We start from the raw sequence: 20,485 nt of genomic DNA, 5'->3' as shown, positions 1-20,485 counted from the left end.
AGTATGCAGTGCAGGGTCGATGTGGCGGCGGTGATCGGCAGTGCCGTGCCCGCCGGCTTGCGGGCGCGGGGGCAGCGCGTGTGCTGGGTGGTGCTGCTCAACGGCGAGCCCCGGGGGGCGGCGTTCGCCAGCCGGGACGAGGCCGAGGAGTGCAGGGCCGCTTGGCTGGCGCAGTTGAACGCCGGGCTTGAAGGCCACCTGCACTGACCGGCTCAAAGGCCCGCTTGCGTTTCCAGTGATCGGGCGAGGGCGCAAGCCTGGTTGTGATCCTTGCGGAATCCTCTCACACGCCCTGTCGATGTTTCCTTGATGTGAAAGAACCCGTTACCGGCGGGCACCACGCGATAGCGCGGCCCGTCGGTAACGGGCTCTTTGCGTTGCAGGCCGTACCCGTCCGCCGTCGGCGGGAACGGGAGGGCGTCGTGGCGGGGCTGGGCGGGCAGGGCGAAGTGGGTCAGGTTGCACATGTGAAGTCCTTTTCGTGGTCGGATCGGCATTGGTTTACCGTTACGGGTAGTCGTATCGAGCGTCGGTGCTCTAGAATCGCCGGTGCCTGTTGGCGAACGTTGTTTATCTAAAGCAATTTTTTACCGGCGATATGTCGGAAAAATGCTTTTTTTAGTAAGTTTTTTCCCTAAAGTTCGTAGTCGGTTTTGTCCGGCCCATGACGAGGCGTTTTCCTTCAACGTCCGGCGAACTTCAGGGCAGATTCCGCGAGCGGCACTCCGTTAGTCTTACCGAACCTCGCGATGAAGGGGCTGCTGCCCCGCTCAGGCTTTAACCTGATTCATTCGGCAACACCGTCGGCCCGGCCGTCACTTTTTTGCCGTGCGCGTTTTCCGGCGTGCGGCACTCTTTTCCAGTGTGGGGATGTTTCTTTGGCAGTCAGTAACCTCGATATGCATGCCTTGTTCGTGTTGGGCGATTTGCGGGCAAAGCTGGTCAAGCAGTTCCAATCGCGTTTCGTGTACGTCACCGAGCAGAACGCCGAAGGCATTTATGTGGCGGAGATCGACACCGAAAGCGCCTTGGTGGTGGACGACAAGCCGGGGCTCAAGCTCAAGGTCGGCGACCATTTCAGCGCGTCGGTGCTGCCCAGCCGCGAAGGCGGCAAGTTCGACATCCGCTTTCGCGACATCAAACTGGTGGTCTACGGCCTGGGCGACTACGCCTTCGTCACCACCGCCGACGGCCATGCCATCGTGTTCAAGGAAGGCCACAACGTGGTGACGGTGTTCGCCGCCCACGCGCAGTTGACCGAAGGCCTGACCAAGACCCTCAAGGCCGTCACCGCCAAGGCCGCCAAGTGGCGCAAGGGCGAACTGGTGACGTTCAAGGCCAGCGAGTGAGCCGCGCCGACTTTCATGGGCAGCACCTCGACCGCGCCCGTGGGGAGGCCCTCAGGCTCTACGCCGCAAAGGCCGAGCTGAAAGGCGCCTGGCTCGGCTGGGTGGCCTCGCAGATCTACGGCCTGCGCCCGGCGGAATACGCCAGCATGGTCAGGCGCGAGCTGCAGCGCTTGCAGGAAATGTCTGAAAACTGATCTTCGTCCGTGTCATGCCCTGAAAAAGCAGGAACCTCGTCTACAGTCAGTTGACTGAGTATTCAGAGGCTTGCGGTCTTCTGTCAGGCCGTCCTGCCATTGCTGCGAACAGCACGAGGTGCAACGCATGAACGGATTTCGACAGTGGTTTTTCGCCAGCCTGTGCGCATGGGCCCTGCTGGCGGCGCCGGCGGCGAACGCTGCGCAAGCGCCGATCCATTTCGCCGACCTGAACTGGGAGAGCGGCAGCCTGATCACCGATGTGCTGCGGATCATCGTCGAGAAGGGCTACGGCCTGCCCACCGACACGTTGCCGGGCACCACCATCACCCTGGAGACGGCGCTGGCCAACAACGACATCCAGGTCATCGGCGAGGAATGGGCCGGCCGCAGCCCGGTGTGGGTCAAGGCCGAGGCCGAAGGCAAGGTCGCCAGCCTGGGCGACACGGTCAAGGGCGCCACCGAGGGCTGGTGGGTGCCGGAATACGTGGTCAAGGGCGACCCGGCCAAAGGCATCAAGCCGCTGGCGCCGGACCTGCGCAGCGTCAGCGACCTGATCAAGTACAAGGATGTGTTCAAGGATCCGGAGAACCCGGCCAAGGGGCGCTTCCTCAACAGCCCGATCGGCTGGACCTCGGAAGTGGTGAACAAGCAGAAGCTGATCGCCTACGGCCTGCAGGATGTCTACACCAATTTCCGCAGCGGTTCCGGTGCGGCCCTGGACGCGGAAATCAGTTCATCGATCCGCCGGGGCAAACCGGTGCTGTTCTATTACTGGTCGCCGACGCCGCTGCTCGGCAAGTTCAAGCTGATCCAGCTGCAGGAACCGCCCTTTGACGCCGAGGCCTGGAAAACCCTGACCGACGCCGACAACCCCAACCCGAAACCGACCCGTTCGCTGGCCTCGAAGCTGTCGATCGGCGTGTCGGCGCCGTTCCAGAAGGAATACCCGGAGATCGCGGCGTTCTTCGCCAAGGTCGATTTCCCCATCGACGCACTGAACAAGGCCCTGGCCGGCATGAGCGAGAAACACACACCGCCGCGGGAGGCGGCGGTGGCGTTCATGAAGGATCACCCGCAGGTGTGGCAGGCCTGGTTGCCCAAGGACGTGGCGGACAAAGTGGCCGCCGGCCTGTGATCACAGCCGGCGCCATCAATGTTCAACCGCTTTGGTCACGCCCTCAGAACCGCGTCTGCACCGCCAGTTCAAAGGTGCGTGGCGTGCCCAGGTAGTACGCCGGCGACACGTGGGCGAACTCGGCGTACACCTCGTTGGTCAGGTTGCGCACCCGGCCGGTGACGGTGGTGTGCGCATCGACCTTGTAGCTCAGGAAGCTGCCGAACAGCGTGTACGACGGCACGGTCATGGTGTTGGCCGTGTCGGCGTACACCGACGCCACGTACCGCGCATCGACCCCGCCTTGCCATTGCGGCGAGAAGTCATAGGTCAGCCACAGGTTGCCCACGCGGTCCGGCACGTTGGTCGGCGTGTTGCCCTTGCGCGAGACCACCACCCCGGCGGCGTTCTTCTCGGTGAAGTCGTCGTACTGCGCACCGACCCAGGCGAAGTTGCCCTCGGCCAGCAACTTATCGGTGATGCGCAGCGAGCTGGCGACCTCGATGCCTTTGGAGGTCTGCTGGCCCACCGGAATGCTGAGGGTCGGGTCCTGCGGATCGGTCACGGCGAAGTCCTTGCGCTCGATCGTATAGGCCGCCACCGTCGCCGAGCCGCGCCCGTTCAGGTAGTCGAACTTGCTGCCGATCTCCCACTGCTTGCCCGTCGAAACGTCAAAGTCCTGGGTGCCGTTCGGCTGCTCGGCGGCGGTGCTGTACTGCACGTAGACGTTGGCCGACGGAATGAACTGATAGGTCAGCCCGACCCGCCCGGTGACCGGCTCCCAACTGCGCTTGAGATGCTTGGGGTTGCTGGCGGTCACGGTGCGGTGGTTGGTCACGTCCAGGTCGATGTCGTCGTAGCGCAGCCCGGTGAGCAACGCCAGTTTGTCGGTCAGCGCCAGACGGTTTTCGGCGAACAGGGCCTTGGTGGTGACTTCGTTGGTTTTGTCGCTGACGAAGCCGGGCTTGGTGCCGGGGATGTCGTAGAAGTGCCCGGGCCGGTAGTTGTCGGGGTCGACCGTGCTCGCGCCCTTGACGTTGAGCGGTGAGTTGGTGGTCTGGTTGACCTTGTACTCGAAGCCGCCGGACCAGGTGGTGTCGAGGCCGAACAGGGTGTTGTCGTGGCGCAGTTCGAACTGGTTGCCGTTCTGCTCGCCCTGGTGCCGCACCTGATACGCGGTGGAACGGTTCACCGCGCTGTTGTCGGCGTTGTACTGGTAGGTCTCCAGGTTGCGGTAGTCGCGCTGGCTGTCCAGGTGATAGAGGGTGTTGCGCAGGGTGGTGCTGTCGTTGATCCGGTAGTCGATGATCGAGCGCACCCAGATCGTGCGTTGCTCGTAGCGGCCGTCCTCGACGTTGTAGTTGTTGAAACGGTTGTGCTTGTCGATCTTCAGCTCGCCGGCCTTGGGGTTGAGCACCGGCGTGCCCCAGTACGGGCTGTCTTCGTGCTCGTCCTGGTATTCCAGGGCCAGGGTGTGCGACAGGTCAGGCGTCAGGTCGCTGAGCAGGGAGAACGCCACGCTCCAGGCATCCCGTTCCTGGCGGTCGATGTAGCCGTTGCCGGTGTTGTGGCTGACGTCCAGCCGCGCGTAGTGCTGCACGTCGGCGCCGGGCTCGGTCAGGGCATGGTTGAGGCCGAAGGCGGTTTCGGCGGTGTCGAAGGTGCCGTAGCTGACCCGGCCCTCGACGGCCTGCTCGTCGCGGGTGGCGAGCTTGGTCACGTAGTTGAGCGAGCCGCCGACCGAGCCTGCGCCGTTGATCAGCGACGACGGGCCGCCGACCAGTTCGACCCGGTCGTAGATCCACGCATCGACCGGCCGCGCCAGGCCGCCGGACACGTTGACGCCGTTGAACATCTGGGTGATCTGGCTGCTGGTGAAGCCGCGGTAGGACACGAACCCGCCGAAGCCCGGCGGGGCGCTGGCGTTGACGCCGGGCAGGGTGTTGGCGGCGTCCTGGAAGTTCTGCGCGCCGTGGCGTTCGATGTCGTTGCGGTTCGCCACGGCCACCGAGGCCGGCGTGTCGCGCACGCTCAGTCCCAGGCGCGAGGCCATGCCGCTGGAACCGTCCAGGCTCAGGCCGGGTTCGGCGGCGGATTCGCCGTCGATGGTGATCGGCGCCAGGTCCACGGCCGATTGCGCCCAGGCGTTGACGGACAGGCAGCCGCACAGGCTCGCCAGCAAAGTGAGTTGTTTCATCGTTGAATCCTGAATGCTTGTCTAGGAATCAGCGCACAGGCGAACGCCGCGCGTTGGCGCAGTGGGCTGACGAATCAAAAAGGCAAGGGCACTCAGGCGAGCGGCGGGGCGCGGGGGGTGGCCGAAGGCCAGGTGAAGCGGGCGGGGAGGTCGGCGCTGACGATGGGCGGCCGCGGCGGGCTGTGCTGTTCCGGCAGGACCGCCAGGGTCAGGCTGGAGTTGAACGCCGGCCCCATGCCGCCGGTGGAGCACAGCGGGCAGCCGAAGGCCTTGGCCAGGGTCGGCAGTTTCTCTTCTGAGGGGTTGGCGGCGAGCGGCGCCTGGGTGGCCGGATCGACCGCGCAGAACTGGCCGCCGAGGCCGTTGAGCTGCATCCCGACCATCTGCCCGTGACCGATGCTGCAGGCGAACACGTTGAACAGGACGCAGCAATAGAGCATCCAGGCCAGCAGTGAGCGATCGGAACGGGTGAATTTCATGGGCGGCACTTTACCCAACGTCGAACGGTCGTGCACTTGGAAAAATGCCGTCTAGGATGATTTTGTTCAAATCGAAAACAAGGAACCGCGACCATGACGTTTGTCTTGGCTCGAGGGCTGGTCACGGTGTTTGCGGTGATCAGCCTGGTGCATGTGTATTGGGCCCTGGGCGGGCAGTGGGCGGCGGCTGCGGTTGTCCCGCACGTACCGGTGGCCGAAGGCGCGGCGACGTTGCGGCCGGCGTTCAAGCCATCGGGCTGGCTGACGTTGCTGGTGGCGGCGGCGCTGCTGTCGGTGGCCGCGCTGGTGTGCCTGCGGGTGGGGTGGTGGCTGCCGACGGTGCAGCACTGGTCGCTGCAATGGGTGATCAGCGCGATTGCGCTGCTGATGTTCGCCCGGGCCATCGGCGACTCTGAGCTGGTGGGCTTCTTCAAGGAAGTGAAGGCCTCGCGGTTCGCCTGGCTCGACACCTGGTTCTATTCGCCGTTGTGCACGGTGCTGGGGGCGGGGCTGCTGGCGGTGGCCTGGGTTTGAGGGAGCCTGTGCCGACCTCATCGCCAGCAGGCTGGCTCTCACAGGGGATTGCGGTGCCTTAGGATTCTTGGCTCAACGCAAAAAAACTGTGGGAGCCAGCCTGCTGGCGATGGGGCCGGCGAAGACACGCCACAGCCTGAGGTCAGCCCTCGTTCTCGCCCCGCCGGCTGCTCACCTCCGCCGGCACATCGTCGCCGGCCATGCGCTTGCGGAACAGCGCCGCCCGCGCCAGCAGCAAAGTCGTCACCGGCACGGTGATCGCCAGCAGGATCGGGATCAGCCAGGCATGCACCACCGGCCCTTCGCTGAACGCGGAGAAGCACAGGATCGACGCCAGCGCCACGCACCACGAACCCAGCGTCGAGGCCAGTGCCGGCGGGTGCATGCGCTGGAAGTAATCCTTCATGCGCAGCAGCCCCAAGGCCCCGATCAGCGCAAAGGTGCCGCCCAGCACCAGCAGGATCGCCACCGGGATTTCCACCCACAACGACAATGGCGCGCTCATTCGATCACCTCGCCCCGCAGCAGGAATTTGGCCAGCGCGAACGAGCCGACGAAGCCGAACAGCGCGATCAGCAGCGCCGCCTCGAAGTACGTGTCGCTGGAGTAGCGGATGCCCAGGGTCAGCATCATCAGCATGGCGACGATGTACAGGTAATCCAGCGCCAGGACCCGGTCCTGGGCCGACGGCCCCTTGAACAGGCGCACCAGGGTCAGCACCATCGCCAGGGAAAACAGGAACAGCGTGAGCAGGATCGCGTTCGACAGCAACGGGCTCATTCGAAAATCTCCATCAGCGGCCGCTCGTAAGTGGTCTTGAAGTGCTGGATGAACTGCGCCTCGTCGTCCAGGTCCCAGACGTGCATCAGCAGAATGCTGCGGTCCAGCGCCAGCTCCGACCACACCGTGCCGGGCACCACCGTGGTGATCATCGACAGCGCCGCCAGGCCGTTGGCGTCGCGCAGGTCCAGCGGCACTTTGACGAAGCGCGAGCGAGGCGGCTGGCGGCCGGCGTTGAGCACGCCCCAGGCCACAGCCAGGTTGGAGTGGATCACGTCGCGCCCGACCAGCAAGAACAGGCGCAGGACGGTGCCCGGGCGGCGGATGCGGATCCGCTGCGGGCGCAGCTTGCGCATCATCAGCGGCGCGGCGAACCCCAGCACGGCGCCGAGCAGCAGGTTGCCGGGGCTGACCGACTGGTTCAGCGCCAGCCACAGCAGCCACAGCGCCAGCGACAGCCAGGGGGCAGGGAACAGACGCTTCATGGGTGGGCCTCCTGCAATGCGGCCTTGGCTTCGGGGCTCGGCACGGCGCGGGTGCCGAGCACGGCCATCACGTATTGCTGCGGGTTGTTCAGGGCGTCGGCGGCGGCTTCGGTGTAGCGCAGCAGCGGCTCGGCCTTGAACGTCAGGGCGATGCTCAGGCCCAGCAGCACCAGGATCGGCGTGCACTCCAGCTTGCGCAGCACCGGCGACGGGCGCTCCTCTGGCGACCAGAAACGCTGGATGCCCAGCCGCGAGAAGGCCATCAGCGAGGCCAGCCCCGACAGGATCAGCAGCGCCAGCAACGACCACGCGGCCGGCGACACCGGCTCACCGGCACCCAGGCCCAGCGGGTTGAGCAGGGCGCCGATCAGGCTGAGCTTGCCGATGAACCCGGACAGCGGCGGCATGCCGACGATCAGCAGCGCGCAGGCGATGAAGCTCAGGCCCAGGAACGCCATGGTCCAGGGAATCACCTGGCCGACCACGGCTTGCTGGTCGTCGTCCAGGTTGGTGCCCTTGACCGGCGCGGCGGCTTCCTGCGGGCGCGGCAGCAGTTCGTTTTCGTCTTCCAGCGGCACTTCGGTGGCGGTGCGCGAACGCTCGATCAGCTCGGCCAGCAGGAACAGCGCGCTCAGCGCCAGGGTCGAGCTGACCAGATAGAACAGCGCCGCCGCCACCAGGTTCGGCTGGGCGAAACCGGTGGCCGACAGCAGGATCCCCGCCGACACCAGGATGCTCAGGCTGGCCATGCGCTCCAGGCGCTGGGCGGCGATGATCGCGATCCCGGCGCAGACGATGGTGGCCATGCCGCCGTAGATCAGCCAGTCGCCGGCAAAGTACGCCGACGCCCCGGCCTGGCCGGAGAACAGCAGCGTCCACAGGCGCAGCAGGGTGTAGACGCCGACCTTGGTCATGATCGCGAACATCGCCGCCACCGGCGCGCTGGCCGAGGAGTAGGCCGGCACCAGCCAGAAGTTCAAGGGCCACATGCCGGCCTTGGCCAGGAACGCCACCGCCAGGATGCCCGCGCCGGCGTGCAGCAGGCCACGGTCGGCCTCCGGCACCAGCGGGATCTTCAGCGCCAGGTCAGCCATGTTCAGCGTGCCGGTGACGCCGTAGATCAGCGCCGCGCCGATCAGGAACAGCGACGAGGCCAGCAGGTTGATCGAGATGTAATGCAGCCCCGACGACACCCGCGCCCGGCCCGAACCGTGCAGCATCAGGCCGTAGGAAGCGGCGAGCAGCACCTCGAAGAACACGAACAGGTTGAACAGGTCGGCGGTCAGGAACGCGCCGTACAGGCCCATCAGCTGGATCTGGAACAGGGCGTGGAAGCTCGACCCGGCGCCGTCCCAGCGGGCCATGGCGTAGAGCAGGGCGCTGACGCCGATGATCCCGGTGAGCACCAGCATCAGCGCCGACAACCGGTCCACCACCAGCACCAGGCCGAACGGCACCTGCCAGTTGCCCGGCAGGTACACGCCGATGGAGCCGGGCACGCCGGTGGTCTGGGTCCAGGCCAGCAGCGCCACGGCGATCCCAAGGCCGACGAGGCTGGAGGCCAGGTTGAGCTTGGCCTTCAGCGGGCGGTGCCGCTCGCCCAGCATCAGCATGATGGCGGCGGTCAGGAGCGGCAGCAGGATCGGCGCGGCGATCAAGTGAGTCATCGCCATCATTCCTTAGGCTCCCGGCCATCGACATGGTCGGTGCCGGTCAGGCCCCGGGACGCCAGCAGCACCACGAGGAACAGCGCGGTCATGGCGAAGCTGATGACGATCGCCGTCAGCACCAGCGCCTGGGGCAGCGGGTCGGTGTAGTGCAAAAGGTCCTGGGGCACGCCGTCCTTGATGATCGGCTCCTTGCCGATGAACAGGCTGCCCATGCTGAAGATGAACAGGTTGACGCCGTAAGACAGCAGGCACAGGCCCATGACCACCTGGAACGTCCGCGGACGCAGGATCAGCCAGACGCCGGAGGCGGCGAGCACACCGATGGCGATTGCGATGACTTCTTCCATCAGACGGCTCCTTTGGCGGCGGCGGTTTTATGGCCCCGCACCGATTGGTGGGCGAGGGCGGTGAGGATCAGCAGGGTCGAGCCGACGACCACCGCATACACGCCGATGTCGAAGAACAGCGCACTGGCGATGTGCAGGTCGCCCAGCAGCGGCACATTGAAATGCCAGGTGTGGGTGGTCATGAACGGATAGCCGGCGGCCATCGCCCCCAGCCCCGTGACCGTGGCGAACAGCAGCCCGGTGCCCATCCAGCGCAGCGGCCGCAGGCTCATCTGCGCCTCGACCCACTGGGTGCCGGCGACCATGTATTGCAGGATGAACGCCACCGACATCACCAACCCGGCGACGAAACCGCCGCCCGGCTGGTTGTGCCCGCGCATGAACAGGTAGAACGACACCACTAGCGCGATCGGCAGCAGCAGGCGCACCAGCACCGCCGGCACCATCATGAAGCCCAGCGCGGTGTCGCTGGCCGAACGCGGGTTGACCAGGTCGGTGACCACGTCCGGCGCCAGCAGGCGCTGCTGGGCCGGCAACTGCAGGCTTTCCTTCGGCGGGCGGAACCGGCGCAGCAGGGCGTAGACGGTCAGGGCCACGGCCACCAGCACGGTGATCTCGCCCAGGGTGTCGAAGCCGCGGAAGTCCACCAGCATCACGTTGACCACGTTGCTGCCGCCGCCCTCGGGCAGGGCGCGGCTGAGGTAGAACGACGAGATGTCGTTCGGGGTCTGGCGGGTCAGCATCGCGTAGGCCAGTAGCGCCATGCCGCCGCCGACGGCCACCGACAGCAGCAGGTCGCGCACCCGCCGCACCCGCGCCTTGCGCAGGCTGTTGGGCAGCGGCGAGACCTCTTCGATCCGCCGGGGCAGCCAGCGCAAGCCGAGCAGGATCAGCACGGTGGTCACCACTTCCACCACCAGTTGGGTCAGGGCCAGGTCCGGCGCGGAGAACCAGACGAAGGTCACGCAGGTCATCAGGCCGCAGACGCTGACCATGGTCAGGGCGGCGAGACGGTGATATTTGGCCTGCCACGCGGCGCCCAGGGCGCAGGCGATCGCCAGCAGCCACAGCGTGACGAACACGATGGAACCCGGAATCTTCGGTCGGTCGCCCCAGCTCAGGCTGCTGTGCAGCATCGGGATCAGGCCGGCCAGCACCGCCGCCAGCACCATCAGGAACAGCTGCGCCTGCAGGCGCTTGGTGCCGATCCGCCGCTCCAGCCGCCGGGCCAGGCGCATCATCGCCACCAGGCTGCGCTCGAACAGGCGTTTGCCGTTGAAGCGGCCCACCAGCGGCGGGAAGCTGAAGCGCCCGCGCTTGAGCTGGTTGCGCAGCAGCAGGTACACCACGATGCCGCCGGACAGGGCGATCAGGCTCATGATCATCGGCGCGTTGAGGCCGTGCCAGATCGCCAGGCTGTATTGGGGCAGCGTGCCGCCCACCACCGGCGTGGCCGCCGCGGCCAGCAGCGGGCCGACCACCTGGGCCGGGAAAATCCCCACCACCAGGCAGGTCAGCACCAGCAGCTCCACCGGCGCACGCATCCAGCGCGGCGGTTCGTGCGGGGTGTGCGGCAGGTCGGTGGCGGTGGGGCCGAAGAACACGTCCACGGTGAAGCGCAGGGAATAGGCGACGCTGAAGGTGCCGGCGATGGTCGCGACGACCGGCAGCGTGGCCTCGACCCAGGCGGTGGCGTTGATGAACACCGTTTCGGCGAAGAACATTTCCTTGGACAGGAAGCCGTTGAGCAGCGGCACGCCGGCCATCGACGCACTGGCCACCATCGCCAGGGTGGCGGTGAACGGGATCAGTCTGAACAGGCCGTTGAGCTTGCGGATGTCGCGGGTGCCGCTTTCGTGGTCGATGATGCCGGCGGCCATGAACAGCGAGGCCTTGAACGTGGCGTGGTTGAGGATGTGGAACACCGCCGCCACGGCGGCCAGCGGGCTGTTCAGGCCCAGCAGCAGGGTGATCAGGCCCAGGTGGCTGATGGTCGAGTAGGCCAGCAGGCCCTTGAGGTCGTTCTGGAACATCGCGCAGTACGCGCCGAGCAGCAGCGTGGCGGCACCGGCGCCGCTGACGATGTAGAACCATTCTTCGCTGCCGGACAGCGACGGCCACAGCCGCGCCAGCAAAAACACCCCGGCCTTGACCATGGTTGCCGAGTGCAGGTAAGCCGAGACCGGCGTGGGCGCCGCCATGGCATGGGGCAGCCAGAAGTGGAAGGGGAACTGGGCGCTTTTGCTCAGGGCGCCGATGAGGATCAGGGGAAGCAGGATGGGGTAGAGGGCATGTGCGCGGATCAGGTCGCCGGCGGCCAGGACCTTGTCCAGGTCATAGCTGCCTACGACATGGCCGAGGATGAGCACCCCCGCCAGCAGGCACAATCCGCCTGCGCCTGTGACCATCAGCGCCATGTACGCGCCGCGCCGGGCGTCGTGGCGGTGGTGCCAGTAGCCGATCAGCAGGAACGAGAACAGGCTGGTCAGTTCCCAGAAGAACACGATCTGAATCAGGTTGCCGGAGATCACCAGCCCGAGCATCGCGCCCATGAACGCCAGGAAAAACGCGAAGAAGCGCGGCACCGGGTCGTCCGGCGACATGTAGTAGCGGGCATACAGGGAAACAAGGGTGCCGATGCCCAGCACCAGCAGCGAAAACAGCCAGGCGAAACCGTCCAGGCGCAGGACGAAGTTCAGGCCCAGGCTGGGCAGCCACATGAACTCCTCGCGGATCACGCCGCCGTCGGCGATCTGCGGGTACAGCAATGCCACCTGAACAGTGCCGATCAGGGCGATCAGACCGGCCAGCAGGGATTCGGCGTTTCGTGCATTGTGCGGCAGCACCGCGGCCAGACAGCTGCCCAGAAAAGGCAGAAGCAGTAGAACTATCAGGGACATAGGCTTCTAATCTGCGGAAGTTTGTGAAGCATCATACGTGCCAGTTCCCCGATCACCAAACGCCAGGATGTCTCAGAATCCTACAAGGTAGTCGGAAATTTCCTGCTTCACATTGTTTCAGGGGACGTGATGGCGCCGGTGATGGCCTCGGTGTCGGATCGCTGGCCTCATCGCTTGCAGGCATGCTCACACAGGTTTTGGTGGTGTACATGAATCTTGCGAACACCTGGGACACCTGTAGGAGCCAGCCTGCTGGCGATGGCGGTAGATCAGGCAACAAAGATGTCGGCTGTGCCGGCCCCATCGCTTGCAGGCAAGCTCCTACAGGGTTTTGTGCTGGGCAGGGATCCTGCGGACAGCCGGGAACCCCTGTGGGAGGCAGCCTGCTGGCCCGACGCCCTCGATGATTCAACCCTGGATCTCACGCTCCAGCGCGGCCTCGGCCTCGGCGCCCTTGGCCTTGGTCTTCAGTTCGCTGACGATCACCGCCGCCACGATCAGCCCCGCGCCCACCAGGGCAATCGCCGGCAGGCGTTCCCCGGCGATCCGTCCGGCGATGCCGGCCCACACCGGCTCGCCGGCATAGATCAGGGTGGCGCGGGTCGGCGACACGCTCTTCTGCGCCCAGTTCATCGCCACCTGGATCGCCGCGCTCATCGCCCCCAGCCCCAGGGCGGTGGACACCAGCAGCCACGAAAAGGAAGGAATCGCCTCGCCGGTCGGCACCACCATCAGGAACGCCAGCACCGACGTCACCCCCAGTTGCACCACCGTCACCCGGCGCACATCGACCTGGCCGGCATAGGTGCTGATGAGGATGATTTCCGCCGCGATCGCGATGGCGCTGATCAGCGTGGCGATTTCGCCGGGGCTGAAGTTCAGCGACGCCCCGGACGGCCCCGACAGCAGCATCAGGCCGGTGAACGCGAGCATGATCCCGATGCTCGGCATCAGCCCGGGCCGGCGCCCCAGCACCAGCCATTGCAGCAGCGGCACGAACGGCACGTAGAGCGCCGTGATGAACGCCGACTGACTGCTGGGAATGCTTTGCAGGCCGACGGTCTGCAAGCCGTAGCCGAGCATGATCGCCACGCCGATGAAGGCGCCTGCGCGCAGTTCCAACAGGGTCAGGTCGCGCAGGTGCTTCCATGAAAACAGCGCCACGATGCTGGCCGCCGCCGCGAAGCGCAGGCCGACGAAGAACATCGGGCCGCTGACGGTCATCGCATGCTGCACCAGCAGGAACGTGCCGCCCCAAAGCATCGTGATCAGAACCAGCACGGCTTCGGCTTTGCTGAACCGTGGGAGACGCGGGGAGGTTTGGGGGGAATTGACCGACATCATGACCTTGCACGCTAGGAGGAGGGGAACGCACAATGCGCCCAACGTTGCGCAGTATACTGCCCAACCCCACCGAGTGAGCAATATAGTGCACAAAGATTCTCCTCCGCGGACGTCCGTCCTCCAGCATGTCAGCCAGAACGTGCGGCGCCTGCGTCACGCCATCGACATGAGCCAGGCCACCCTGGCGGAGCAGTCCGGGGTCAGCCGGCGCATGCTGGTGGCCATCGAGGCCGGCGAGAACAACGTCAGCCTGACCACCCTGGACCGCATCGCCGAAGCCCTCGACGTGGCGTTCAGCGACCTGATCCAGGCGCCGGACAACCGCGATCCGGGCCGCATCAACGAACTGGCCTGGGCCGGCAACATTCCCGGCAGCAAGGCGGTGCTGCTGTCCAAGGCCACCGCCACCCGTGCGGTGGAGCAATGGGAATGGTGCCTGCAACCGGGCGAGGTGTACCCCTCGCAACCGGACGCCGAGGGCTGGAGCGAGCAGATCTTCGTCTTCGAAGGCTGCCTGACCCTGATGCTGGGCGACCGCCCGCAGCGGATCGCCGCCGGCGAGTTCTTCATGTTCGCCAGCAACCAGCCCCACGGCTACCGCAACGACGGCGAGGTGGCGGCGCGCTTCGTGCGCAACGTGGTGATCTGAGCGGCAGGACATTCCCCGGCCGATCCCTTAAGGTGGCGTGACCTCAACGACGGAGCGGCGAAACGGATGACACACCCCGAACACGGACAGGCGACTTCCCCGACCCGTCAGGCTGACATCGTGATCATCGGCGGCGGCCTCAGCGGCACGCTGCTGGCGGCGCAGCTGCTGCGCCTGCCGGGCCGGCGGCGGATCCTGGTGGTCGAGCCCCGGCCTGAGCTCGGCCGCGGCGAGGCCTACAGTGCGGTGGAGCTGGGGCACACGCTCAACGGCAACGCGGCGCGCATGAGCGTCGATCCGGACAATGCCGATGACCTGACTCAGTGGCTCAGCGCCCATCTCGCCGACGGCGGCTGGCCGGAGTCGCAGCGGCAATCGGTGCCGGTCAGCGAACTGTTTCCACCACGGGGCCTGTTCGGCGTGTATGTGCAGCAGCGTCTGGCCGACGCGCAGCAGACGGGCACGGCGCACGGCTCGACCGTCGAGCACGTGCGGGCGGAGGCGGTGGACGTGCAGGTCGAGGCCGGTTCGGTGCTCGTCGCGTTGAGCGACGGCCTGTGCCTGCAAGGCGCCCGTGCCGTCATCGCCACCGGCCTGTTCCCCGCCGCCCGCACGCCGCAGACGCATTCCAGCGGGCTGAACGCCGCAGCGCTCGACCCTTGGGACGTGAGCGCGATGCGCCGGCTCGATCCCCACGCCACGGTGCTGATCATCGGTTCCGGCCTGACCATGGTCGACGCGGTGGTGTCCCTGGAACAGGCCGGGCACCGTGGGCCGATCAAGGTGTTCTCCCGCCACGGCCTTCTGCCTCACGTGCGCCGCCAGCCGCCGGCCTGGGTGGACTTTCTCGCCGAAGACTCGACTATCCGCAGCCCCCGCCAATTGCTGCGGGCGGTGCGCCGGCACTGCCGCGACGCCATTGCTCAAGGCATCGACTGGCAGGCGCCGCTGGACACGGTGCGGGCGCACATCGGCCGCTTGTGGAGCCAGGCCACCGACGGGCAGCGCCGGCAGTTCGTGCGTCATGTGCGGCCGTGGTGGGAAAGCCATCACCACCGTTCGCCGCCGTTGAGCGCCGAGGTGGTCGAGCGCCTGCGGCGTGAAGGGCGGCTGAGCATTCAGGCCGCCTCTTATAAAGGGCTGGAGGCGATGCCCGAGGGCGGGGTGAGCATCTGCCTGCGTCGCCGGGGCGAGGCTGACGCTTGCTGGGTGACGGGGCAGGCGCTGATCAACTCCAGCGGCATCGAATACGACTGGCGCCGGGTGGCGCGTCCGCTGCCCAGGCAACTGCTGGCGCGCGGGCTGGTGCGGCCGGGGCCGTTGGCGCTGGGGATCGCAGCGGCGGCGGATGGCGCGGTGGTGGATGCGCAGGGGCAGGTGTCTGCGCGGCTCTTCGCCATGGGCCCGCCGTTGCGCGGGATGTGGTGGGAGAGCACGGCGGTCACTGATGTGGCGGCGCAGGCCAAGGCGCTGGCGGCGAGGCTGGCGGGACTTTAGCCTGGGGTCGTTCTGGCCGGCCTCATCGCGGGCAAGCCCGCTCCCACAGGTATTCAGTGGTTCTCGAATCTGACATACGCCACGCAACTTGTGGGAGCGGGCTTGCCCCGGGCGGCGATCCGGCGATGAGGCCCGACAGGCCACCGCAAAAGCAAACGCCGGTCAGCGCGGCAAGCTGTCCACCAGCCAGCGCTGGCGCATTTGCTCCAGCCGCCCATCGGCGCGCAAGGTGTCCAGCGCCTGTTGCCAACGGGCGACCTGACGGGGGTCGGTCTGGCGGGAGAAGGCGATGTAGGTGTCCTGTTTCATCAGCGGCATCTGATACTGCAGGCGGCCTGGCTCCATGCCTTGCTCGCGGGCCAGGGAGGCGCTGGACAGGGTGTCGGAGACCACGAAGTCGGTCCGCCCCAGGCTGAACAGGCGCATCATCTGTTCCGGGGTTTCCACGCCGTAGAGATTGTTCAGGTCCTGCTTTTGCAGATAGCTGTAGGCCAGCCATTTTCGCGGCACGGTGATCCGCCCCAGGTGATCGGCCTCGCGCAGGCTGCGGATCGGTGTTTGCAGGTTCTCATGGGCGTAGAGCGCTGTTTCGACCTCCACCAGCGGCCCGACCCATTGGTAGCGGTCGTCGCGCTCGTCGGTGCGCAGCACGGTGAACACGCCGGTGTCCGGCGAGTCGCTGGCCATGCGCAACGCCCGCAGCAACGGTACCTGCTCGAGACGGATAGGGTCGCCGGTCTGCTGCGCCAAGGCCTGCACCACATCCACGCCGAAGCCCACCAGGCGGTCGCCCTGCCGGAAGTGCAGGGGCGGATGGTTGTCGGTGAGCAGGCGCAGCTCCGCCGCGTGGGCCGTCAGGGCCAGCAATGACAGCAGACAGGCGGCGAGGCGTTTCATGGATCGTCCCTGAAAAATCAAACGTGCAGCTTAGTACGGGCACGTGTTGCCTGTCCCGAGGAATCAGCGGGGCTTTTGCGTCAGAGAGCAAGGCTTATCGGTAGTGGCGGGTTGCCACGGCGTCCTTGGCGACGCCAGGGATCAGGATTCGGCGAGCATCTCCACGGCGTAGGAGAACACATAGCCTTCGTTGCGCACGGTCTTGATGTAGGTCGGCTCGCGGGAGTCGTCCATCAGGCGCTGGCGCAAGCGGCTGACCAACAGGTCGATGGAGCGGTCGAACAGGTCGGCTTCCCGGCCCTGGGTCAGGTTGAGCAACTGGTCGCGGCTGAGCACCCGCTGCGGATGGTCGAGGAACACCCGCAACAGACGGTACTCTGCGCCGCTCAGGGCGACCAGGGTGTCGTCCTCGTCGAGCAGGTGGCGGGCGGTGGTGTCCAGGCGCCAGCGGCCGAACGCCAGCAGGCGGCCGGTCTCGGTGATCAGCAGGTTGGGCGGCAGCATCCGCGTGCGGCGCAGCACGGCGTTGATCCGCGCCAGCAGTTCGCGGGCGGCGAAAGGCTTGGTCAGGTAGTCGTCGGCGCCCATTTCAAGGCCCAGTATGCGGTCGGTCTGGTCGTCCCGGGCGGTGAGCATCAGGATCGGCGTGGCCTTGTGCTTGCCGGCGCGCAGTTCGCGGCACAGCACCAGGCCGTCGTCGCCGGGCAGCATGAGGTCGAGCACGATCAGGTCGGCGGTGTTGGCGGCCAGAAAGCTGCGCATCTGCCGGCCGTCGGCGACCACGGTGGTGCGCAGGCCGTTCTTGGTCAGGTAATTGCCGACCAGTTCGCGGATTTCTCGGTCGTCGTCGACGATCAGGATGTGGTTGATGTGGTCCATGGCTGGCGCTCTTGTTGTTGGTTTGTCCGGATCTTTACGGCCCTGATCCGGCGGTGTCTTGGCTGACGCTTTCGCCAGCAGGCTCCCACAGGGGATCGGCGGCGAATGCGCAATCGGTGGTCGCTGCAAAACGGTGTGGGAACGAGCCTGTTAGCGATGACGGCGTGTCAGCCACCCAGAAGGGTGGCTGACACGCCTCGCTCCCACGGGTTTAGCCTGTCAGGACACGACCTGGTAGCACGGCACGTACGCCGCGCCGCCCGGCAGTTTCATCCGGTGCTGGGCGACGAAGGCTTTGAGCAGCAGGTCCAGCGGCTGCATGATCGCGGCGTCGCCGTGGATCCGGTACGGCCCGTGTTCCTCGATCAGGCGGATGCCCTTGTCCTTGACGTTGCCGGCGACGATCCCGGAAAACGCCCGGCGCAGGTTGGCCGCCAGTTCGTGGGGCGGCTGGTCGCGGTGGAGCTTGAGGTTGGCCATGTTTTCATGGGTCGGGTCGAACGGGCGCTGGAAGCCTTCGTCGATCTTCAGCAGCCAGTTGAAGTGAAACGCGTCGTTGCGCTCGCGGCGGAACTGCTTCACGGCCTTGAGGCCCTGGGTCATCTGCCGGGCGACTTCGGCCGGGTCGTCGATGATGATCTGGTAATGCCGCTTGGCCGCTTCGCCCAGGGTGGCGGTGACGAAGGCGTCCAGTTGCTGCAGGTACGGCGCGGCGTGCTTGGGTCCTGTGAGGATGACCGGGAACGGCAGGCCTTCGTTGTCCGGGTGCATCAGGATGCCCAGCAGGTACAGGAACTCTTCGGCGGTGCCGGCGCCGCCGGGGAAGATGATGATGCCGTGGCCGACGCGCACGAAGGCTTCGAGGCGCTTTTCGATGTCCGGCAGGATCACCAGTTCGTTGACGATCGGGTTCGGCGCCTCGGCGGCGATGATGCCGGGTTCGGTCAGGCCCAGGTAGCGGCCGCCGTGGATGCGCTGCTTGGCGTGGGCGATGGTCGCGCCTTTCATCGGGCCTTTCATCACGCCCGGGCCGCAGCCGGTGCAGATGTCGAGGCTGCGCAGGCCCAGCTCATGGCCGACCTTCTTGGTGTACTTGTATTCGTCGGTGTTGATCGAGTGGCCGCCCCAGCACACGACGATTTTCGGCTCGACGCCCGGACGCAGGGTGCGCGCGTTGCGCAGCAGGTGGAAGACGTAGTCGCTGATACCCTGGGAGGTGCTCAGGTCGATGCTCAGGGCATCGAGTTCGTTTTCGGTGTAGACGATGTCGCGCAGGGCGCTGAACAGCATTTCGCGGGTGCTGGCGATCATTTCGCCGTCGACGAAGGCATCGGCGGGGGCGTTCAGCAGTTCCAGGCGCACGCCGCGGTCTTGCTGGTGAATGCGGATCTCGAAGTCCTTGTAGGCCTCCAGGATGGTCTTGGCGTTGTCGACATGGGCGCCGGTGTTGAGGATGGCCAGGGCGCACTGGCGGAAGAGGGTGTAGGTGCTGCCGGATCCGGCTTGGCTCAGTTGCTGGACTTCACGTTGGGAAAGGGTTTCCAGGCTGCCTTTGGGGCTGACCGAGGCATTGATGACGTGTCGTTGGGTCATGCGGTGATCCTTAAAACGATGCCGTTGCGGTGAAGTGGGCCAACGGCATCCGAATGGTGTGTATCCATGAATGAATTTGGCACGGATTGCGTGGTGTCGCCATGTCCCCGTCGGACGGTGAAAAGATGAAAGGGCGCTCCAGCATAGCTAAATCCGCCCCGTTGGCGATAATGCGTCAGCCTCTTTTTAACCCAAGACCCGGAAGCCTGTCGCGATGTTCGAAATCCAGCCGATCGATCCTGTCACCTACCGCCGGCAGACCCGGCGCAGCACGCTGGCCATCGCGGCGCTGTTCCTGGTGCTGGCGATGTCGTTGTCCACGGCGGCGGTCGCGCTGTTCGGCGAGCCGGGCGGCGACAACCTGCGGTTCAACATCGGCGGGGTGGTGGCCGGTTTTCTGCTGACCGCGGCGCTGCTGCGCGGACGTTTCTGGCATCAGGCCTGGATGGCGCCGGCGGTGTACGGCTGGCGGCTCAAGCGCAGCCTGATGAGCGTCACCAATGTCATGCATCAGGTGACGGCGGCGGTGGCGTCGGGTGACCCGACGGCGATGAAGGTGCTGCGCTTCTATCACCTGGGTTTGGGCCAGATGCATGAACTGGACGGCAATTCCAGCGATCATGGGCAGTTGCGGCGTGAAGTCGAGCAGCACCTGGCGCGGATGGAGGCGCTGGGGATCGACCCCGCGCAGACGCGCCTCGACCCGGCCTGGCTGCAAGCGTTGAAGCCCGCCGCCCGCTAGAACGGAATGCGCGCGGCGCGCCGCCGCTGCCACCGGCGGATCAGGCGCCCGTACACCAGCAGGTTGACCGCCAGCACCACGCTGCCCAGCGCCAGCTGGATCTGCGGGGTCAGGCCCGCCGGATAGATGATCGGCCAGATGTAGTGCTCGATGAAGCCGCCGGCGTATTCGGTCTGGCCGGCGGCGTGGCGCATCAGGTTTTCCCAGTGGGTCAGCGGGCAGGTCAGGTGCAGCACCTCGACCAGCACGCCCCAGGTGGCCGCCGGCAGGTGCAGCCAGATCAAGCGCCGCCATCTGAGCGCCAGCAGGCCGCCGAACAGCACGAACAGTATGAACAGCAGATGGAACAGCACGAGGCCGTCGGCGGCGATTCGGTACAGCATGTCGTCTCCCTGACGCGGTGGTGAATGGGGCTCATGGTACGCCAGTCGGTGGGGACTGTGCCGACGTCATCGCGGGCAAGCCCGCTCCCACAGGTATTGCTGTGATCCGAAAACCTTCATCCGCTGAAGATCCCGGTAGGAGCCAGCCTGCTGGCGATAGCGTCAGTGAGTACGCCGCAGGGCCGGATCATGACAGTTGGTTCCGCAAAGTTCTTTGTCGTTTGCAAGTGCCGCATCCTCCCACAGGTATTGCTGTGATCCGAAAACCTTCATCCGCTGAAGATCCCGGTAGGAGCCAGCCTGCTGGCGATAGCGTCAGTGAGAGCACCGCTGGGCCGGATCATGACAGTTGGTCCTACAAAGTTTTTTGTCGTTTGCAAGTGCTGCATCCTGCGCATGACCTGTGGGAGCGGGCTTGCCCGCGATGGCGGCCCCAAGTGCGCAAGATC

The 20,485-nt window shown here is 66.1% G+C and carries 22 protein-coding genes; 8 read left to right on the top strand and 14 right to left on the bottom strand.

Going from position 1 to position 20,485, the window contains the following annotated elements:
* Positions 1-3: 3 nt before the first annotated feature.
* On the top strand, positions 4-207 hold the full coding sequence (locus KVG96_RS13220; protein ID WP_085586365.1) for a hypothetical protein: 204 nt from the start codon (positions 4-6) through the stop codon (positions 205-207).
* A gap of 5 nt (positions 208-212) precedes the next feature.
* Here the strand turns inward: KVG96_RS13220 and KVG96_RS13215 are convergent, their stop codons facing one another.
* Complete coding sequence (locus tag KVG96_RS13215) at positions 213-467, bottom strand: hypothetical protein (RefSeq protein WP_217892544.1); 255 nt, start codon at positions 465-467, stop codon at positions 213-215.
* 432 nt (positions 468-899) lie between these two features.
* Here KVG96_RS13215 and KVG96_RS13210 point away from each other — a divergent pair, with 432 nt between their 5' ends.
* The 3 genes from KVG96_RS13210 to KVG96_RS13200 all read left to right on the top strand — a co-directional run bounded on the left by KVG96_RS13210 (position 900) and on the right by KVG96_RS13200 (position 2,681).
* Positions 900-1,349 (top strand): hypothetical protein, encoded by a 450-nt coding sequence (locus KVG96_RS13210; protein ID WP_170930065.1) that lies wholly within the window; start codon positions 900-902, stop codon positions 1,347-1,349.
* Positions 1,346-1,543 (top strand): hypothetical protein, encoded by a 198-nt coding sequence (locus tag KVG96_RS13205; protein WP_217892543.1) that lies wholly within the window; start codon positions 1,346-1,348, stop codon positions 1,541-1,543. Before KVG96_RS13210 ends, KVG96_RS13205 begins: the two co-directional genes overlap by 4 nt.
* A 127-nt stretch (positions 1,544-1,670) precedes the next feature.
* Complete coding sequence (locus KVG96_RS13200) at positions 1,671-2,681, top strand: ABC transporter substrate-binding protein (protein ID WP_217892542.1); 1,011 nt, start codon at positions 1,671-1,673, stop codon at positions 2,679-2,681.
* 43 nt (positions 2,682-2,724) lie between these two features.
* On the opposite strand, the gene KVG96_RS13195 is transcribed toward KVG96_RS13200, so the two are convergent.
* Together KVG96_RS13195 and KVG96_RS13190 are read right to left on the bottom strand one after the other, a co-directional pair.
* On the bottom strand, positions 2,725-4,857 hold the full coding sequence (locus KVG96_RS13195) for a TonB-dependent receptor (RefSeq protein ID WP_217892541.1): 2,133 nt from the start codon (positions 4,855-4,857) through the stop codon (positions 2,725-2,727).
* A 92-nt stretch (positions 4,858-4,949) separates the two neighbouring features.
* Complete coding sequence (locus KVG96_RS13190) at positions 4,950-5,336, bottom strand: DUF2946 domain-containing protein (RefSeq protein WP_217892540.1); 387 nt, start codon at positions 5,334-5,336, stop codon at positions 4,950-4,952.
* A 93-nt stretch (positions 5,337-5,429) separates the two neighbouring features.
* Here KVG96_RS13190 and KVG96_RS13185 point away from each other — a divergent pair, with 93 nt between their 5' ends.
* The gene (locus KVG96_RS13185; RefSeq protein WP_085586379.1) at positions 5,430-5,870 is read left to right on the top strand and encodes a DUF3995 domain-containing protein; all 441 of its coding nucleotides are present in this window, start codon (positions 5,430-5,432) and stop codon (positions 5,868-5,870) included.
* A 142-nt stretch (positions 5,871-6,012) separates the two neighbouring features.
* Here the strand turns inward: KVG96_RS13185 and KVG96_RS13180 are convergent, their stop codons facing one another.
* The 7 genes from KVG96_RS13180 to KVG96_RS13150 form a co-directional block, all read right to left on the bottom strand.
* The gene (locus KVG96_RS13180; protein ID WP_217892539.1) at positions 6,013-6,375 is read right to left on the bottom strand and encodes a Na+/H+ antiporter subunit G; all 363 of its coding nucleotides are present in this window, start codon (positions 6,373-6,375) and stop codon (positions 6,013-6,015) included.
* Complete coding sequence (locus KVG96_RS13175) at positions 6,372-6,650, bottom strand: K+/H+ antiporter subunit F (protein ID WP_007910754.1); 279 nt, start codon at positions 6,648-6,650, stop codon at positions 6,372-6,374. Before KVG96_RS13175 ends, KVG96_RS13180 begins: the two co-directional genes overlap by 4 nt.
* The gene (locus tag KVG96_RS13170) at positions 6,647-7,135 is read right to left on the bottom strand and encodes a Na+/H+ antiporter subunit E (protein ID WP_217892538.1); all 489 of its coding nucleotides are present in this window, start codon (positions 7,133-7,135) and stop codon (positions 6,647-6,649) included. The genes KVG96_RS13175 and KVG96_RS13170 overlap by 4 nt, the downstream gene beginning before the upstream one ends.
* Complete coding sequence (locus KVG96_RS13165; protein WP_217892537.1) at positions 7,132-8,811, bottom strand: monovalent cation/H+ antiporter subunit D; 1,680 nt, start codon at positions 8,809-8,811, stop codon at positions 7,132-7,134. Before KVG96_RS13165 ends, KVG96_RS13170 begins: the two co-directional genes overlap by 4 nt.
* Positions 8,808-9,152, bottom strand: coding sequence for a Na+/H+ antiporter subunit C (locus KVG96_RS13160; RefSeq protein ID WP_007986256.1), 345 nt, complete (start codon positions 9,150-9,152; stop codon positions 8,808-8,810). Before KVG96_RS13160 ends, KVG96_RS13165 begins: the two co-directional genes overlap by 4 nt.
* Positions 9,152-12,052: a monovalent cation/H+ antiporter subunit A gene (locus tag KVG96_RS13155; RefSeq protein WP_217892536.1), complete on the bottom strand. Its 2,901-nt coding sequence runs from the start codon at positions 12,050-12,052 to the stop codon at positions 9,152-9,154. The genes KVG96_RS13160 and KVG96_RS13155 overlap by 1 nt, the downstream gene beginning before the upstream one ends.
* Before the next feature lie 408 nt (positions 12,053-12,460).
* Entirely contained in the window at positions 12,461-13,396 is a 936-nt protein-coding gene (locus KVG96_RS13150) for a DMT family transporter (protein WP_217892535.1), read from the bottom strand.
* An 85-nt stretch (positions 13,397-13,481) separates the two neighbouring features.
* Between KVG96_RS13150 and KVG96_RS13145 the strand changes: the two genes are divergently transcribed.
* Together KVG96_RS13145 and KVG96_RS13140 are read left to right on the top strand one after the other, a co-directional pair.
* Positions 13,482-14,045, top strand: coding sequence for a helix-turn-helix domain-containing protein (locus KVG96_RS13145; RefSeq protein ID WP_085586392.1), 564 nt, complete (start codon positions 13,482-13,484; stop codon positions 14,043-14,045).
* 66 nt (positions 14,046-14,111) lie between these two features.
* A complete protein-coding gene (locus KVG96_RS13140) occupies positions 14,112-15,542 on the top strand; it encodes an FAD/NAD(P)-binding protein (RefSeq protein WP_217892534.1) in 1,431 nt (476 codons plus the stop codon).
* Positions 15,543-15,704: 162 nt separating this feature from the next.
* Here KVG96_RS13140 and KVG96_RS13135 read toward each other — a convergent pair whose 3' ends face one another.
* From KVG96_RS13135 to ppnN, 3 genes are all read right to left on the bottom strand, one after another.
* The gene (locus KVG96_RS13135) at positions 15,705-16,439 is read right to left on the bottom strand and encodes a substrate-binding periplasmic protein (protein ID WP_217892533.1); all 735 of its coding nucleotides are present in this window, start codon (positions 16,437-16,439) and stop codon (positions 15,705-15,707) included.
* Positions 16,440-16,580: 141 nt separating this feature from the next.
* A complete protein-coding gene (locus KVG96_RS13130) occupies positions 16,581-17,318 on the bottom strand; it encodes a response regulator (protein ID WP_217892532.1) in 738 nt (245 codons plus the stop codon).
* Between the two features lie 219 nt (positions 17,319-17,537).
* A complete protein-coding gene (gene ppnN / locus KVG96_RS13125; RefSeq protein WP_217892531.1) occupies positions 17,538-18,911 on the bottom strand; it encodes a nucleotide 5'-monophosphate nucleosidase PpnN in 1,374 nt (457 codons plus the stop codon).
* Positions 18,912-19,125: 214 nt separating this feature from the next.
* Here ppnN and KVG96_RS13120 point away from each other — a divergent pair, with 214 nt between their 5' ends.
* On the top strand, positions 19,126-19,653 hold the full coding sequence (locus tag KVG96_RS13120; protein ID WP_217892530.1) for a DUF3087 domain-containing protein: 528 nt from the start codon (positions 19,126-19,128) through the stop codon (positions 19,651-19,653).
* Here KVG96_RS13120 and KVG96_RS13115 read toward each other — a convergent pair.
* Positions 19,650-20,036 carry a DUF2784 domain-containing protein gene (locus KVG96_RS13115; protein WP_217892529.1) on the bottom strand — a complete coding sequence of 129 codons (387 nt, stop codon included), beginning with the start codon at positions 20,034-20,036 and terminating at the stop codon, positions 19,650-19,652. The two genes, KVG96_RS13120 and KVG96_RS13115, sit on opposite strands and share 4 nt — an antisense overlap.
* Positions 20,037-20,485 lie beyond the last annotated feature (449 nt).

It is taken from the genome of Pseudomonas ekonensis (assembly GCF_019145435.1).
In the GTDB taxonomy this organism is placed as follows: Bacteria; Pseudomonadota; Gammaproteobacteria; order Pseudomonadales; family Pseudomonadaceae; genus Aquipseudomonas; species Aquipseudomonas ekonensis.
Note: the sequence above shows the minus strand (reverse complement) of the source record. Positions and strands in the feature narration are given on the sequence as shown.

Coding starts and splice junctions, on each gene's coding strand:
- KVG96_RS13220 (WP_085586365.1), top strand. CDS start 4: ATGCAGTGCAGGGTCGATGTGGCGGCGGTGATCGGCAGTGCCGTGCCC.
- KVG96_RS13215 (WP_217892544.1), bottom strand. CDS start 467: ATGTGCAACCTGACCCACTTCGCCCTGCCCGCCCAGCCCCGCCACGAC.
- KVG96_RS13210 (WP_170930065.1), top strand. CDS start 900: ATGCATGCCTTGTTCGTGTTGGGCGATTTGCGGGCAAAGCTGGTCAAG.
- KVG96_RS13200 (WP_217892542.1), top strand. CDS start 1,671: ATGAACGGATTTCGACAGTGGTTTTTCGCCAGCCTGTGCGCATGGGCC.
- KVG96_RS13195 (WP_217892541.1), bottom strand. CDS start 4,857: ATGAAACAACTCACTTTGCTGGCGAGCCTGTGCGGCTGCCTGTCCGTC.
- KVG96_RS13190 (WP_217892540.1), bottom strand. CDS start 5,336: ATGAAATTCACCCGTTCCGATCGCTCACTGCTGGCCTGGATGCTCTAT.
- KVG96_RS13185 (WP_085586379.1), top strand. CDS start 5,430: ATGACGTTTGTCTTGGCTCGAGGGCTGGTCACGGTGTTTGCGGTGATC.
- KVG96_RS13180 (WP_217892539.1), bottom strand. CDS start 6,375: ATGAGCGCGCCATTGTCGTTGTGGGTGGAAATCCCGGTGGCGATCCTG.
- KVG96_RS13175 (WP_007910754.1), bottom strand. CDS start 6,650: ATGAGCCCGTTGCTGTCGAACGCGATCCTGCTCACGCTGTTCCTGTTT.
- KVG96_RS13170 (WP_217892538.1), bottom strand. CDS start 7,135: ATGAAGCGTCTGTTCCCTGCCCCCTGGCTGTCGCTGGCGCTGTGGCTG.
- KVG96_RS13165 (WP_217892537.1), bottom strand. CDS start 8,811: ATGATGGCGATGACTCACTTGATCGCCGCGCCGATCCTGCTGCCGCTC.
- KVG96_RS13160 (WP_007986256.1), bottom strand. CDS start 9,152: ATGGAAGAAGTCATCGCAATCGCCATCGGTGTGCTCGCCGCCTCCGGC.
- KVG96_RS13155 (WP_217892536.1), bottom strand. CDS start 12,052: ATGTCCCTGATAGTTCTACTGCTTCTGCCTTTTCTGGGCAGCTGTCTG.
- KVG96_RS13150 (WP_217892535.1), bottom strand. CDS start 13,396: ATGATGTCGGTCAATTCCCCCCAAACCTCCCCGCGTCTCCCACGGTTC.
- KVG96_RS13140 (WP_217892534.1), top strand. CDS start 14,112: ATGACACACCCCGAACACGGACAGGCGACTTCCCCGACCCGTCAGGCT.
- KVG96_RS13135 (WP_217892533.1), bottom strand. CDS start 16,439: ATGAAACGCCTCGCCGCCTGTCTGCTGTCATTGCTGGCCCTGACGGCC.
- KVG96_RS13130 (WP_217892532.1), bottom strand. CDS start 17,318: ATGGACCACATCAACCACATCCTGATCGTCGACGACGACCGAGAAATC.
- ppnN (WP_217892531.1), bottom strand. CDS start 18,911: ATGACCCAACGACACGTCATCAATGCCTCGGTCAGCCCCAAAGGCAGC.
- KVG96_RS13120 (WP_217892530.1), top strand. CDS start 19,126: ATGTTCGAAATCCAGCCGATCGATCCTGTCACCTACCGCCGGCAGACC.
- KVG96_RS13115 (WP_217892529.1), bottom strand. CDS start 20,036: ATGCTGTACCGAATCGCCGCCGACGGCCTCGTGCTGTTCCATCTGCTG.